At 64.9% G+C, this 13,649-nt stretch carries 9 protein-coding genes; all 9 read left to right on the plus strand.

Features of this window, described 5'->3' with window-relative positions; all coding sequences use genetic code 11:
• The first annotated feature begins 19 nt into the window (after positions 1-19).
• The 9 genes from ACEN9O_RS17600 (at position 20) to ACEN9O_RS17640 (ending at position 13,648) form a co-directional block, all read left to right on the plus strand.
• The gene (locus tag ACEN9O_RS17600; protein ID WP_495613145.1) at positions 20-616 is read left to right on the plus strand and encodes a MarC family protein; all 597 of its coding nucleotides are present in this window, start codon (positions 20-22) and stop codon (positions 614-616) included.
• 169 nt (positions 617-785) lie between these two features.
• Positions 786-1,799 (plus strand): LacI family DNA-binding transcriptional regulator, encoded by a 1,014-nt coding sequence (locus tag ACEN9O_RS17605; protein ID WP_495613146.1) that lies wholly within the window; start codon positions 786-788, stop codon positions 1,797-1,799.
• Positions 1,800-1,852: 53 nt separating this feature from the next.
• Positions 1,853-4,708 (plus strand): TonB-dependent receptor, encoded by a 2,856-nt coding sequence (locus ACEN9O_RS17610; protein ID WP_495613147.1) that lies wholly within the window; start codon positions 1,853-1,855, stop codon positions 4,706-4,708.
• A gap of 67 nt (positions 4,709-4,775) precedes the next feature.
• Complete coding sequence (locus ACEN9O_RS17615; RefSeq protein WP_495613148.1) at positions 4,776-6,155, plus strand: glucoamylase family protein; 1,380 nt, start codon at positions 4,776-4,778, stop codon at positions 6,153-6,155.
• A 2-nt stretch (positions 6,156-6,157) separates the two neighbouring features.
• Complete coding sequence (locus ACEN9O_RS17620; RefSeq protein WP_495613149.1) at positions 6,158-7,420, plus strand: sugar ABC transporter substrate-binding protein; 1,263 nt, start codon at positions 6,158-6,160, stop codon at positions 7,418-7,420.
• A complete protein-coding gene (locus tag ACEN9O_RS17625) occupies positions 7,417-8,292 on the plus strand; it encodes a carbohydrate ABC transporter permease (protein ID WP_495613150.1) in 876 nt (291 codons plus the stop codon). Before ACEN9O_RS17620 ends, ACEN9O_RS17625 begins: the two co-directional genes overlap by 4 nt.
• On the plus strand, positions 8,289-9,119 hold the full coding sequence (locus ACEN9O_RS17630; protein WP_495613151.1) for a carbohydrate ABC transporter permease: 831 nt from the start codon (positions 8,289-8,291) through the stop codon (positions 9,117-9,119). The genes ACEN9O_RS17625 and ACEN9O_RS17630 overlap by 4 nt, the downstream gene beginning before the upstream one ends.
• A complete protein-coding gene (locus ACEN9O_RS17635; protein WP_495613152.1) occupies positions 9,116-12,265 on the plus strand; it encodes a discoidin domain-containing protein in 3,150 nt (1,049 codons plus the stop codon). Before ACEN9O_RS17630 ends, ACEN9O_RS17635 begins: the two co-directional genes overlap by 4 nt.
• A gap of 24 nt (positions 12,266-12,289) precedes the next feature.
• Positions 12,290-13,648, plus strand: a complete 1,359-nt coding sequence (locus ACEN9O_RS17640) for a GH1 family beta-glucosidase (RefSeq protein ID WP_495613153.1) — start codon at positions 12,290-12,292, stop codon at positions 13,646-13,648.
• Position 13,649: the final 1 nt, after the last annotated feature.

Raw genomic sequence — 13,649 nt, forward strand, 5'->3', positions numbered from 1 at the left:
CATTTGACCCCGAGATGCCATGACCCAGAACTTCTTCCAGACCTTCATCCTGCTGCTGCTGGTGACCGACCCGTTCGGCAACGTGCCGCTGTTCGCCAGCGTGCTCAATCCGGTGCCGGTGGCGCGCCGCTCGCGCATCGTGATCCGCGAGTGCGCCATCGCCTTCGTGCTGCTGCTGGTCTTCATGTTCTTCGGTCGCCACTTCCTGACCGCGCTGCAATTGTCGGAAGTGTCGCTGCGCATCGGCGGCAGCGTGATCCTGCTCTTGATCTCGATCCGCATGATCTTCCCGCATCCCGACGGCGTGCTGGGGCGCACCGAAGGCGGCGAGCCGTTCATCGTGCCGCTGGCGATCCCCGCGCTGGCCGGGCCGTCGGCGCTGGCCACGGTGCTGCTGTTCTCGCGCGAGAGCACCGGCGAGGTGCTGGTGCACGTGGCCGCGCTGGCGGCGGTGGGTGTGGTTTGGCTGGCCGTGTTCCTCAGCGCCGAGCGCCTGCAGAAAGTGCTGGGCCCGCAGGTGATGACGGCCTTCGAGCGCCTGATGGGCCTGATCCTGACCGCGATGTCGGTCGAAATGCTGCTCGGCGGCATACGCGAGTTCGTCAAGACCCTCTAAGACAGGGCGCCAGGGGGCTTCGAGCAATATTGCAAAAATCGCTTTACAGGCCCGACAAAAGGCGAGTAGACTTTGTGATATCAAATGTAACCGGTTACATTCCTCTAAAGCGTGACCGGTTTTCTTTTTGATTGCAATGTAACCGGTTACATTTCACTGAAGGCTATCAATGGCAATCACCATCAAGGATGTGGCACAGGAAGCGGGCGTTTCCGTCGCGTCCGTTTCGCGCGCGTTGAACGGCCATGCCAGCATCACGGACGACACCCGCAAGCACATCCTGGCCGTGGTCAAGCGCATGCGCTACATGCCGCACGTGGGCGCGCGCAGCCTGACCACCAGCTTCACCAACACCATCGGCGTGCTGCTGCCGGACCTGTACGGCGAATTCTTCTCGGAGATCATACGCGGCATAGACGGCGCCGCGCGCCGCCGCGGCCTGCACCTGATGGTCTCCAGTCTGCACGGCGACGCCGACGAAGCAGCGCTGGCGATCCGCGCCATGCGCGGCCGCGTCGACGGCCTGCTGGTGATGTCGCCCCACGTCGATGCCGCCTTCCTGTCCGATAACCTGCCGGAAGACCTGCCCGTTGTATTGATGAACAACGCCGCCGGCGGCACCCAGTACCCGTCCATTTCGGTCGACAACTACAGCGGCGCGCACGCCATGGTGGCGCACCTGGTGGCGGGCGGTTATCGCCGCATCGCCTTCCTCGCCGGGCCGTCCGGCAACTTCGAGGCGCAGGAGCGTCTGCGCGGCTACCGCGCCGCGCTGGCCGAGCTGGCGCCCGGCGCCGCCGAACATGTCTACGAGGGCGACTTCTCCGAGCAGTCCGGCCAGGCGGTCGGCCAGCTGTTGCTGGGGATGGACGCAGGCCAGCGCCCCGACGCGCTGTTCGCCGCCAACGACATGATGGCCATCGGCGCGCTGCTGACGCTCAAGCAGGGCGGCCTGCAGCTGCCGCGCGACATGGCCCTGGCGGGCTTCGACGATATTCCGATTGCGCGGTATGTCAGCCCGGCGCTGACCACCGTCCGGGTTCCGATTGCCGATCTGGGTGTGCGGGCGCTGGAAAGCCTGGTCGCCAAGATCGGCCAGCCGGGCAGCGTGCCCGCAAGCGCGCAGACGCTGGGCGCAGAGCTGGTGGCGCGCGCGTCGACAGGGGAGAGCACACCCACTTAAATCGCAGTTCCGCTTCATGCCTAGATTCACACAACAAAAATCAGGAGACAAACATGAAAACAAGCCCACGCCATTTGCCCGCTTTACGCCTATCCGTCATGGCGGCCTCGCTGACCGCCGCTTTGCTGGCCGCACCATACGCAGGCGCACAACTGAGCAGCGCCACCATCCAGGGCCAGGTCACGGCCGCCAACGCGGCGCCGTCGGCCGGTGCGGCGGTCAGCGCCACCAACCAGCTCAATGGCTACGTCTACCGCACCGTCACGCGCGCCGACGGCAGCTATGTGTTGAGCGGTGTCGCCCCCGGCACCTACGAGATCAGGGTCGGTGAGCAGAAGGCGGAACTGGTCACCGTCAGCGTCGGCCAGACCAGCCAGGTCAACCTGGCCTTGCAGGGCGGCGTGCAGCAGGTGGTGATCACCGATTCGGCCGCGCGGCGCGATGTCGCCGGCTCCGAGATCGGCACCTCGGTCTCGCGCGAACAGATCGAGAAGCTGCCGCAGGTGACGCGCAATTTCCTGTCCTTCGCCGACCTGGCGCCGGGCGTGCGCTTCAACGTCGACAACAGCGGCAACGTCAAGGTGCAGAGCGGCGCGCAGAACCAGGACAACGTCAACGTCTTCATCGATGGCGTCAGCCAGAAGAACAACATCCTGCGCGGCGGCGTCTCCGGCCTCGATTCCAGCCGTGGCAATCCGTTCCCGCAATCGGCGGTGGCCGAGTACAAGGTCATCTCGCAGAACTACAAGGCGGAGTATGACCAGGTGTCCAGCGCTGCGATCACCGCCGTCACCAAGTCCGGCGGCAACCAGCTGCACGGCGACGTGTTCTGGGACCACACCGGCACCAACCTGACCGCGCTCGATCCGTTCCAGAAGGCCGCCGAGCGCCAGGGCATATCGCGCCCGGCATCGTCGCAGGACCAGTACGGCGTGACGCTGGGCGGTCCGATCAAGCAGGACGTGGCGCACTTCTTCTTCGCGTATGAAGGCAAGAAGATCGACAGTCCGCGCCAGGTGGTGGCGCAGCGAACCGACCTGCTGCCCAACGCCGGCGTGGTGCCGGGACTGCTGGCGCAACAGGGTTCGTCTGTGTCGTCGTTCAAGGAGAACCTGTTCCTGTTGAAGGTGGATGCGCAGATCGACCGCGACCAGCGCGTCGAGGCCACCGCCCGCGTGCGCCGCGAGACCGACCTGATACCGGAAGACGCCAAATTGAGCGTGGCCGAGAATGTCCTCAACCGCAGCAACGACGAGGACCGTTTCGATTTCAAGCATGAGTGGAGCAACGACCGCTGGCTCAACGAGGCGCGCCTGGGCTACGAAAAATACAGCTGGAATCCGCATTCGAACGCCAACAAGCCGTACATCCGCTACCAGGTCTCGCCCAGCAATACCGACAACAACGTGGTCGACGTGATCATCGTCGGCGGCTCGCCCAACAACCAGTTCCGCGAACAAAGCGGCACCCTGCTGCAGGACGACCTGACCTACAACGGCTTGGCCGGCCATACGATGAAGGGCGGCGTCAAGGTCAAGCACATCACCTACGACCTGTCCGGCACGGCGCGCGCGGTCGACCAGATCTATGAGCGCATCGATACCGTGACCGGCCTGGCCAGCGTTATCCGCACCGACAAGGCCATCCCCGCCAGCGGCGTGGACTTCGCCAACAACCAGTATGGCCTGTACTTCCAGGACGACTGGCAGGCCAGCGACAAGCTGCTGTTCAATCTCGGCCTGCGCTACGACTACGAAGACAATATGCTCAACAACAGCTATGTCACGCCGGCCGACCGCGTCGCCATCTTCGACAAGCAGGACCCGCGCGACGGCGCGCCCGCCGGCCAGACCTATGCGCAGTCGCTGGCCAAGGGCGGCGTCAATATCCGCGACTACATCAGCACCGGCAGCAACCGCAAGCCGTTCAAGGGCGCGTGGGCGCCGCGACTGGGCCTGTCCTACGACATCAAGGGCGACCGCGCCTCGGTGCTGTTCGCTGGTTGGGGCAGGGCGTATGACCGCACCATCGCCAACCATGCGCTGGACGAATCGCAGAAGAACGCGCAGCCCGGCGGCGAAATCTGGATGATCAAGAGCGATCACAAGATGGCCTACACCGACCAGTTCAGCTTTGGCCTGCGCCAGGCGCTGGGCATCTGGAACGGCGAGGCGGGTTATACCAATTCGCGCAGCCATAACCAGTTCAACTGGTTCGGCGGCAATCGCGATCCACAGGGGGGCTGGGGCACGCAAAGCCCGATCGATCCGCTGTGGGGTTCGGTGCCGGGATTCAGCACGCTAATCCTGGGCGACTTCATCACCGAGGCGAAAACCGATTCGGCCTATCTGAAGATGGACAAGCCGTACACCAAGGCTTCCACCTGGAGCCTGGGCGCGACCTATACCTACAGCCGCGGCGAGACCACCAACAAGGAATGGACCAACGATATCTTCAACTGGACCTACGGCCGCAATACGTCGGGCTGGAATCCATCGACCGACGTCGAGCGCCATCGCCTGGTGGTGGCCGGCGTGAGCGATGGCGTACTGCCGTTCGGGTTGATGTTGTCCGGGAAGCTGACGCTGGGTTCCGGCCTGCCTTACCGTATCACGGATTGCTCGACCGGCTTCGATCACTGCGTATCGGCCAAGGGCAATGGCAGCGCCTTCCACCAGGTCGATGTCGGTGTGTCGAAGGAAGTCGGTTTCCGCTACGGCAAAGTGTCGCTGCGCGCGGACGTGCTCAATCTGTTCAACAGCGTCAATTACGGCGGCTACGACGGTTGGGGCGGTGGTCCCGGCAATCCGCAGAACCGCCTCGGTGGCGACAACAAGAACCTGGGTACGCCGAACTCGGTCGGTGGCCCGATGCGCACCGTGAAGTTCAGCGCCCGCTACGCCTTCTGATGGAAGAAAACGATCCATGTCATTGCCCCTCGTGCTACGTCGTACGCCGCGTCTCCTAGCCGGATTGGTGCTTGTCGTTTCCGCGCTATGCTGCGGCGCCGTTGCCGCTCGTGATAACCAGCTGCCGCCGCTGTTCGACCAGCTGGAACAGCGCACCTTCGACTTCTTCTGGGACACCGCCAACCCCGCCAACGGCCTGGTGCCGGACCGTTATCCGACGCCACCGTTCTCCAGCGTGGCGGCGGTGGGCTTCGGGCTGACCGCGTATCCGATCGGCGTCGAACGCGGCTACATCACGCGCCAGCAGGCGCGCGAACGCGTACTGGCCACCCTGCTCTTCTTCCGCGATGCGCCGCAGGGCGCGGCCCAAGGCACGGGCACCAGCGGCTATAAGGGCTTCTTCTATCATTTCCTCGACATGAAGACGGGGCTGCGCTACAACGACAAGGTGGAACTGTCCACTGTGGACACCGCGCTGTTCTTGGCCGGCGCCTTGTTCTGCCAATCCTACTTCGACGGCGACGACACCGCCGAGAAGGAAATCCGCAAGCTGGCGGCGGAAATCTACGAGCGGGTGGACTGGACCTGGGCGCAGGCGCGCAAGCCGTCCATCGCGCTGGGCTGGCATCCCGAGTCGGGTTTCATCGGCTACGACTGGAAGGGCTACAACGAAGCGATGCTGATCTACGTGCTGGCATTGGGATCGCCCTCGCATCCGGTGCGGCCCGACGCATGGAAAGCCTGGACCAGCAACTACGCCAAAAACCTGGAGGGCAAGGGCGACAAGGAACACCTGGGCTTCCCGTCCATGTTCATCCACCAGTACAGCCACGTGTGGATCGATTTCCGCGACATTCGCGACGACTACATGCGAGAGCGCGGCTACGACTATTTCGAAAACAGCCGCCGTGCCACTTATGCTCAGCGTGACTACGCGATCAGCAATCCGCTGCGCTGCAAAGGCTACGGCGCCAACGTATGGGGCATCACCGCCAGCGATGGTCCGGTCGACAAGACGCTGGAATACGAAGGCCGGCAGCTGCCGTTCCGCACCTACGCCGCGCGCGGCATCGGCGGCCTGAAAACCTACGACGACTGCACGCTGGCGCCGACCGCCGTCGCCGCGTCGCTGCCGTTCGCGCCGGAGATCGTCATCCCCGCCGTGCTGGAGATAAAACAGCGCTACGGTGATTTCATCTACGACCGCTACGGCTTCCTGGACGCGTTCAATCCGAGCTTCGAATACAAAGTGCCGCTGCAGCAGGGCCGGGTAGTGGCCGGCAAAGGCTGGGTCGACAACGACTATCTCGGCATTGACCAGGGGCCGATCATCGCCATGACCGAGAACTACCGCAGCGATCTGGTCTGGCGCGTCATGCGCGGCAACCCTGCCATCCGACGCGGGCTGGCGCGCGCAGGCTTTACCGGCGGCTGGCTGTCGAAATGAGGATGCGCTTTTCTCCGGCTCTGCTGGTGCTGGCCTTCGCCGCGCTGCTGTCCTCCTGCGTGCCGCGCCGGGAGGAGGGGGTGGTATTGAAGTTCTGGGCCATGGGCCGCGAGGGCGAAGTCGTCACCGCCCTGATGCCGGAGTTCGAACGCACCCATCCCGGCGTGCGCGTCGAAGTACAGCAACTGCCGTGGACCGCGGCGCATGAAAAGCTGCTGACCGCGTTCGCCGGCGACGTCATGCCGGACATTTTCCAGCTCGGGAATACATGGGTCCCCGAATTCAAGGCCATCGGCGCCTTGCGGGCGCTGGACGGCGAGGTGGCGACGTCGCAGCTAGTCACGCCGGCCGACTACTTCCCCGGCATTTGGGACACCAACATCGTCGACGGCAAGCTGTGGGGCGTGCCCTGGTATGTCGACACGCGCGTGATGTTCTACCGCCGCGACATGCTGGCCCGCGCCGGCTACGCAAAGCCGCCACAAAACTGGGCGGACTGGATGAAGGCGATGACCGCGATCAAGCGCATCGTCGGGCCGGACAACTACGCCATCCTGCTGCCCAGTGAAGAATTCGAGCCACTGCTGGCACTGGCCCTGCAGCAGGACGAGCCGCTGCTGCGCGACGGCGGCCGGTATGGCAATTTCCGCACGCCGGGGTTCCGCCGCAGCCTGCAGCTGTATGCGGACATGTATGCGCAGAAGCTGGCGCCGCTGAACCGCATCACCAATGTGTACCACGAATTCGGCATGGGCTATGTGTCCTTCTATATTTCCGGTCCGTGGAATTTGGGCGAGTTCAAACGCCGCCTGCCTGCGGACCAGCAAGACAGCTGGATGACGGCCATCCTGCCAGGTCCGTCAGGGCCGGCGGCGTCCGTGGCAGGCGGCTCCAGCCTGGTGCTGGCCGCATCGTCGAAACACCAGCGCGCAGGCTGGCAGCTGATCGAATACCTGTCGCGCACCGACACCATGGCGCGCTTCCATGAGCTGACCGGCGACCTGCCTCCTCGTCGCAGCAACTGGTCGCATCCGCGCCTAGCGAACGACAAGTACGCCCAAGCCTTCGGCGAGCAGCTGGAGCGCGTCAAGCCGGCGCCCAAGGTGCCGGAGTGGGAGCAGATCGCGACCGAGATGCGCCTGGTGGCGGAGCGCGTAACGCACGGCGAGCTGACGGCCGAGCAGGCCGCCGCCGAACTGGATGCGAAGGCCGACCATATCCTCGAAAAGCGCCGCTGGATGCTGGCGCGGAAGGAGGGGAAATGAACTCGCAGCGTGCCGCCTGGTGTTTTGTCGGGCCGGCGCTGCTGGTCATCTGCGTGTTCTTCTTCCTGCCGGTGCTGGCGGCGCTGGTCATGAGCCTGACCGACTTCGACATCTACGCGCTGGCCGACCTGCGCAACCTGCGTTTCGTCGGCCTGCGCAATTACGCCGAGCTGTTGCAAACGCCGCTGTTCTGGCAGGCGCTGGGCAATACGCTGTACTTCGTCGTGGCGGGCGTGCCGCTGTCGATCGCCGCCTCGCTGGGGGCCGCGCTGTTGCTGCATTCGCGGCTGACGCGCTTCAAGGGGCTGTTCCGCACCGCCTTCTTTGCGCCGGTGGTGACGTCGCTGGTGGCGGTGGCGATGATCTGGCGCTACCTGCTGCACACGCGCTACGGCATGGTCAACCACGGCCTGGAACTGCTGGGTATCTCGCCGGTGGACTGGCTCAACGATCCGCACTGGGCGATGCCCGCGATTATCCTGTTCGCGCTGTGGAAGAACTTCGGCTACAACATGATCATCTTCCTGGCCGGGCTGCAAAGCATCCCGGACGATCTGTACGAGGCGGCGGGCCTGGACGGCGCGGGCGTGTGGCAGCAGTTCCGCTACATCACCTGGCCGATGCTGGGGCCAACGCTGCTGATGGTCAGCATCCTGAGCATGTCCGCCTACTTCCAGCTGTTCGCCGAGCCGTACGTGATGACGCAGGGCGGGCCGGTGCAAAGCACGGTCAGTGTGCTGTACTTCATGTATGAGCAGGGCTTCAAGTGGTGGAACCTGGGCGCGGCGTCCGCCGTCGCCTTCATCCTGTTCGCGATCATGTTCTGCGTCACGCTGTTGCAGCTGCGCGTCGCCAAGGGAGTGGATGCATGAGCGCCCTGCCTAACAAACCACGCGCGCTGCTGCTCAATGTCCTGATGCTGGGCGCGGGCGCGCTGACGCTGTTCCCGCTGTGGTGGATGGTGTCGACATCGTTGATGGCGCCGGGCGAATCGAGCAATTTCCCGTTGCCGATGCTGCCGCGCTCCGCCACATTACATAACTATCGTGAGCTGTTCAGCCACGCGGGCATAGGCCAGTACCTGCTCAACAGCGTGTTGCTGTCGTGCGCGGCGACGCTGCTGTCGTTGCTGTTCAACGTCAGCGCCGGCTATGCGTTCGCCAAGCTGCGCTTCCAGGGCCGCGACCGCATCTTCAAGGCCATGCTCGGCGCGCTGGTGATACCGAGCCAGGTGGCGATGCTGCCGCTGTTCCTGCTGTTGAAGTATATGGGGTTGGTGAACAGCTACGGCGCCGTGCTGGTTCCGGCGATGGCGGGCATCTTCGGTATCTTCCTGGTGCGGCAGTATGCGTTGACGATACCGGACGCCTTGCTGGAGGCGGCACGCATGGACGGCGCCAGCGAGTTCCAGATCTTCCGCATCATCGTGCTGCCGCTGTTGACGCCTATCCTGGTCACGCTGGGGATTTTCACCTTCCTCGGCACGTGGAACGATTTCATGTGGCCGTTGATTGTCTTGACCGACAAGGACCTGTACACGCTGCCGGTGGCGCTGGCGTCGCTGTCGCGTGAGCACGTGCAGGACAATGAGCTGATGATGGCCGGTTCGGTGCTGACCATCCTGCCGGTGCTGCTGCTGTTCCTCGGCCTGCAGCGCTACTACATACAGGGCTTGCTGGTGGGGAGCGTCAAGGGATGAAGCGTCTCTTCACATTATTGGCCGCGTTTTGGATCACGGTGGCGGCGCACGCCGCGGTGCTCGACGACTTTTCGAATATCGCCCAGTGGCAGGCGCAGGCTTCGGATGGTGTGCTGTCCAGGGCCGGCGCCGCCGACGGCGGCCTGCGGCTGGACTTCGATTTCGCTGGCCGTGGCGGCTATGCCTTCGCGCGCCGCAGCCTGCCGCTCGACCTGCCGGAGAACTACGAGATATCGTTCTACATCCGCGCCGATGCGCCGGTCAATCACTTCGAGTTCAAGCTGACCGACGCCAGCGGCGACAACGTCTGGTGGTTCCAGCAGCAGAACTACGCTTTCCCGAGACAGTGGCAACTGGTGCGGGTCAAGAAGCGCCAGATCCTGTTCGCCTGGGGGCCCGCCAAGGACCATGCGTTGACTCACGCCGACCGCATCGAGTTCGTGGTCAGCGCGGGCAGCGGCGGCGGCAGCGGTTCGGTCTATATTCGTCAATTGGCGATCCGCGAGCTTCCGCCCACGCCCAAGGCATGGCCGCGAGCCACAGCGCAAGCATCGTCGGCGGCCGCACGGGGCGGGGCGGCCCAGGCATTGGACGGCGATCCGGCGACAGCGTGGATCAGCACCGGTGGAAAACGCCAGCAACTCGTGATTGACCTCGGCGCGGAGCGTGAATTCGGTGGCCTGGTACTGCACTGGCAGGGCCGCCGCTATGCGCGCCGCTACGATATCGAACTGTCCAGCGACGGCGGCAACTGGCGCACGGTGCGCCGCGTCGTCGACGGCAATGGCGGCGAAGATCCGTTGCGACTGGCGGAATCGGAGGCGCGCTACATCCGCCTTGCCTTGCACGATGGCCCGGCGGGAAGCTATGCGCTGGCTGAAGTGGAGCTGAAGGACCTGGCCTACGGCGCCACTCCCAACGATTTCATCTCCGCAGTGGCGCAAGGCGCGCAACGGGGCCTGTATCCGCGCGGCTTCTCCGGCCAGCAGCCATACTGGACGCTGGTGGGCGTGGACGGTGGCGGCGACCACAGCGCGCTGATTTCCGAGGACGGCGCCCTCGAGTCGCGGCAGGGCGGCTTCTCGGTCGAGCCTTTCGTCGAGGACGGCGGAAAGCTGGTCAGCTGGACCGACGTCAAAGTCAGCCAGAGCCTGCGCGACGGCTATCTGCCCGTGCCCACGGTGCAGTGGCGGCATCCATCGTGGACGCTGGATGTGACCGCGGCGGCAGCGGGCACGCCCACGTCGTCGCAACTGCTGGCCCGCTACGCGCTGAAAAACCTGACCGGCACAAGCAGGAAGCTGAAACTGGTGCTGGCCGTGCGGCCCTTTCAGGTGAACGCGCCGCGCCAGTTCCTCAACACGCCGGGCGGCTTCAGCGCGATCAACGACCTGGCATGGGATGGCAGGGCGCTGACCATCAACGGCGACGCCAAGGTCTATCCGCTGGAGCGTCCGGCCAGTGTGGCGCTGGCGTCGTTCGATGCCGGCTTGTTGCCGGGTGGCGCAGGGGCGGCGACGTCGCGCGCATCTTCCGCCGCTGCTCGAACCGCGCACGACGATATCGGCATGGCGTCGGCCGCGCTGACCTACAAGATCACGTTGCCGCCGCACGGCAGCGTGGTGCTGGGAGCCGTCCTGCCGATGGCCGGCGGCGTTGACGCTACCGTACCGGACGGCGCGCGCGCCGCCTGGCTAACGCGGGAGCAGGGCAAAGTGTCGGACGCCTGGCGTGACAGGCTGAATCAGGTCACCCTGCGCATGCCGCCGGCCGGCCAGCACATGGCCGACACACTGCGTTCATCGCTGGCCCACATCCTGATGACCCGCGAGGGCGCCGCGCTACAGCCAGGCACGCGCTCCTACCGCCGCTCCTGGATACGCGACGGCGCCATGATGTCGGAAGCGCTGCTGCGTCTCGGCCAGCCCGCCATCGCCGCCGACTACCTGCGCTGGTACGCGCCGTACCAGTTCGACAACGGCAAGGTGCCGTGCTGCGTGGACCGCCGCGGTGCCGACCCGGTGCCGGAGAACGACAGTCACGGCCAGCTGATCTTCCTCGCCGCCGAACTGTATCGCTATACGCAAGACAAGGCCGCGCTGTCCGCAGCCTGGCCGCGCGTGGAGGCCGCCGCGCGCTACATGGAATCCTTGCGCCAGTCCGAACGCACCGACGCCAACCGGACAGCGGAACGCCGTTCGCTCTTTGGTTTGATGCCGGCATCGATCAGCCACGAAGGCTATTCCGACAAGCCGATGCACTCCTACTGGGACGACTTCTGGGCACTGCGCGGCTACAAGGACGCGGCCGACATGGCGGCGATATTGGGCGATGGCGCCGCCGCGCAACGGCTCTCGGCCCAGCGCGACGAGTTCCGCCACGATCTTTACGCATCGCTGGCCACCAGCACCGCCGCGCACAAGGTGAACTACATGCCCGGCGCGGCGGAACTGGGTGACTTCGATCCCACCTCGTCCACCATCGCGTTGACGCCCGGCGGCGAACAGCAGCATCTACCGCCGGCGATGCTGCAGGCGACCTACGAAAAATACTGGGACTTTTTCCGCGCCCGCCGCGACGGCAGTAAAGCATGGGAGGACTACACGCCCTATGAACTGCGCAACGTCAGCGCCTTCATCCGCCTGGGTTGGCGCGAGCGCGCCGCCGAGCTGCTGGACTACTTCCATGCCGACCAGCGCCCGGCCGCATGGAATCAGTGGGCCGAGGTAGTCGGCCGCGATGCGCGCCAGCCGCGCTTCCTCGGCGATATGCCGCACGGGTGGATCTCTTCCGACTACATCCGCGCCGCACTCGACTCCTTCGCCTACGAACGCGAATCCGACCATGCGCTGCTGCTGGGCGAGGGCATACCGAACGCGTGGCTGCAAGGCGCCGGCATCGGTCTGCACGGCCTGCGCACGCCATACGGCCCGCTCAGCTACACGCTGGCGGCGCAGGGCGGACGCCTCACGCTGCGCATAGACGCCATGCCGCGCCTGCCGCCCGGCGGCGTGATCTACAGCTGGCCCTGGACCGGCGCGCCGGGTGCCGTACGCCTGAATGGACAGTCGGCGGCCTTGCAGGGAAAACAGATCACGATCACCAGTCTTCCCGCGGTTTTGCAGATCGACGCCGCTCCGTTTTAACTTCCGCCTCCAAGGGACTTTTACATGAACAAAGCAATTCAATTTCCAGCCAACTTCCTGTGGGGGAGCGCCACTTCCGCTTATCAGATCGAAGGATCGCCGCTGGCCGACGGCGCGGGAGCCAGCATCTGGCAGCGGTTCTGCGCGGTGCCGGGCAATGTGCGCGACGGCGACCATGGCGACATCGCCTGCGACCACTACAACCGCTACAAGGAAGACGTGGCGCTGATGGTCAAACTGGGATTGAAAGCCTATCGCTTCAGCGTATCGTGGAGCCGCATCCTGCCTCAAGGTCGCGGTGCGGTGAATCAGGCCGGCCTGGATTTCTACAGCCGGCTGATTGACGAACTGCTGGCCAATGGCATCGAGCCGATGGTGACGTTGTACCACTGGGATTTGCCGGCGGCGCTGGATGACCGCGGCGGCTGGCTCAATCCCGACATCGCCGACTGGTTCACAGACTACGCGCGCGTGTTGTTCCGCGCCTTCGACGGCCGCGTCAAATTCTGGGCCACGCTGAACGAGCCGTGGGTGGTGACGGACGCCGGCTACCTGCACGGCACGCTGGCTCCCGGCCATCGCAGCCTGCACGAGGCGGCGCTGGCCAGCCATAACCTGATGCGCGCGCACGGCAGCGCCGTCAAGGCCTACCGCGAAGAGGGCAAGTACCAGATCGGCATCGTCGTCAACATCGAACCCAAATATCCGGCCAGCCAGTCGCAGGCTGATCTCGATGCGACCCGCCGCGCCGACGCCTACATGAACCGCCAGTACCTGGACCCGATTTTCCTCGGCTGCTATCCGCCGGAGTTGAAGGAGATCTTCGGCGAGGCCTGGCCCGATTGGCCCGCCGCCGATTTCGAGCTGATCGGCCAGAAGCTGGACTTCGTCGGCATCAACTACTACACCCGCAGTGTGGTGCGCCACGAGCCCGCGCACTGGCCGCTGCGCGTTGCGCCGGTTCGCCAGACGCAGGCCACCTATACGGAAACAGGCTGGGAAGTGTTCCCGCAAGGGCTGACCGATACGCTGGTCAACTTCAAGCAGCGCTACGGCGACACCCCGCTGTATGTGATGGAGAACGGCTCCGCCTTCTACGACCCGCCGCAGGCGGAAGAGGGGCGGGTGCACGATCCCCTGCGCGTGAGCTGCCTGCGCAAGAACATGGGCGCGCTGCACGCGGCGCTGGAGCTGGGCGTGGACCTGCGCGGCTACATGGTGTGGTCGCTGCTGGACAATCTTGAATGGTCGCTGGGTTTTTCCAAACGCTTCGGCATCATCCACGTCAACTTTGAAACCCAGCAGCGTACCTTGAAGGACAGCGCGCTGCTGTACGCCGATATCGTCGCCACCAACGGCACCTGCCTGAACCAACCGGTATAAA

It is taken from the genome of Duganella sp. Dugasp78 (genome assembly GCF_059491455.1).

What these genes read in the sequence shown, in the direction of transcription:
- ACEN9O_RS17625 (WP_495613150.1), top strand. Translation starts at nt 7,417, where the DNA reads ATGAACTCGCAGCGTGCCGCCTGGTGTTTTGTCGGGCCGGCGCTGCTG.
- ACEN9O_RS17605 (WP_495613146.1), top strand. Translation starts at nt 786, where the DNA reads ATGGCAATCACCATCAAGGATGTGGCACAGGAAGCGGGCGTTTCCGTC.
- ACEN9O_RS17630 (WP_495613151.1), top strand. Translation starts at nt 8,289, where the DNA reads ATGAGCGCCCTGCCTAACAAACCACGCGCGCTGCTGCTCAATGTCCTG.
- ACEN9O_RS17600 (WP_495613145.1), top strand. Translation starts at nt 20, where the DNA reads ATGACCCAGAACTTCTTCCAGACCTTCATCCTGCTGCTGCTGGTGACC.
- ACEN9O_RS17640 (WP_495613153.1), top strand. Translation starts at nt 12,290, where the DNA reads ATGAACAAAGCAATTCAATTTCCAGCCAACTTCCTGTGGGGGAGCGCC.
- ACEN9O_RS17620 (WP_495613149.1), top strand. Translation starts at nt 6,158, where the DNA reads ATGCGCTTTTCTCCGGCTCTGCTGGTGCTGGCCTTCGCCGCGCTGCTG.
- ACEN9O_RS17610 (WP_495613147.1), top strand. Translation starts at nt 1,853, where the DNA reads ATGAAAACAAGCCCACGCCATTTGCCCGCTTTACGCCTATCCGTCATG.
- ACEN9O_RS17635 (WP_495613152.1), top strand. Translation starts at nt 9,116, where the DNA reads ATGAAGCGTCTCTTCACATTATTGGCCGCGTTTTGGATCACGGTGGCG.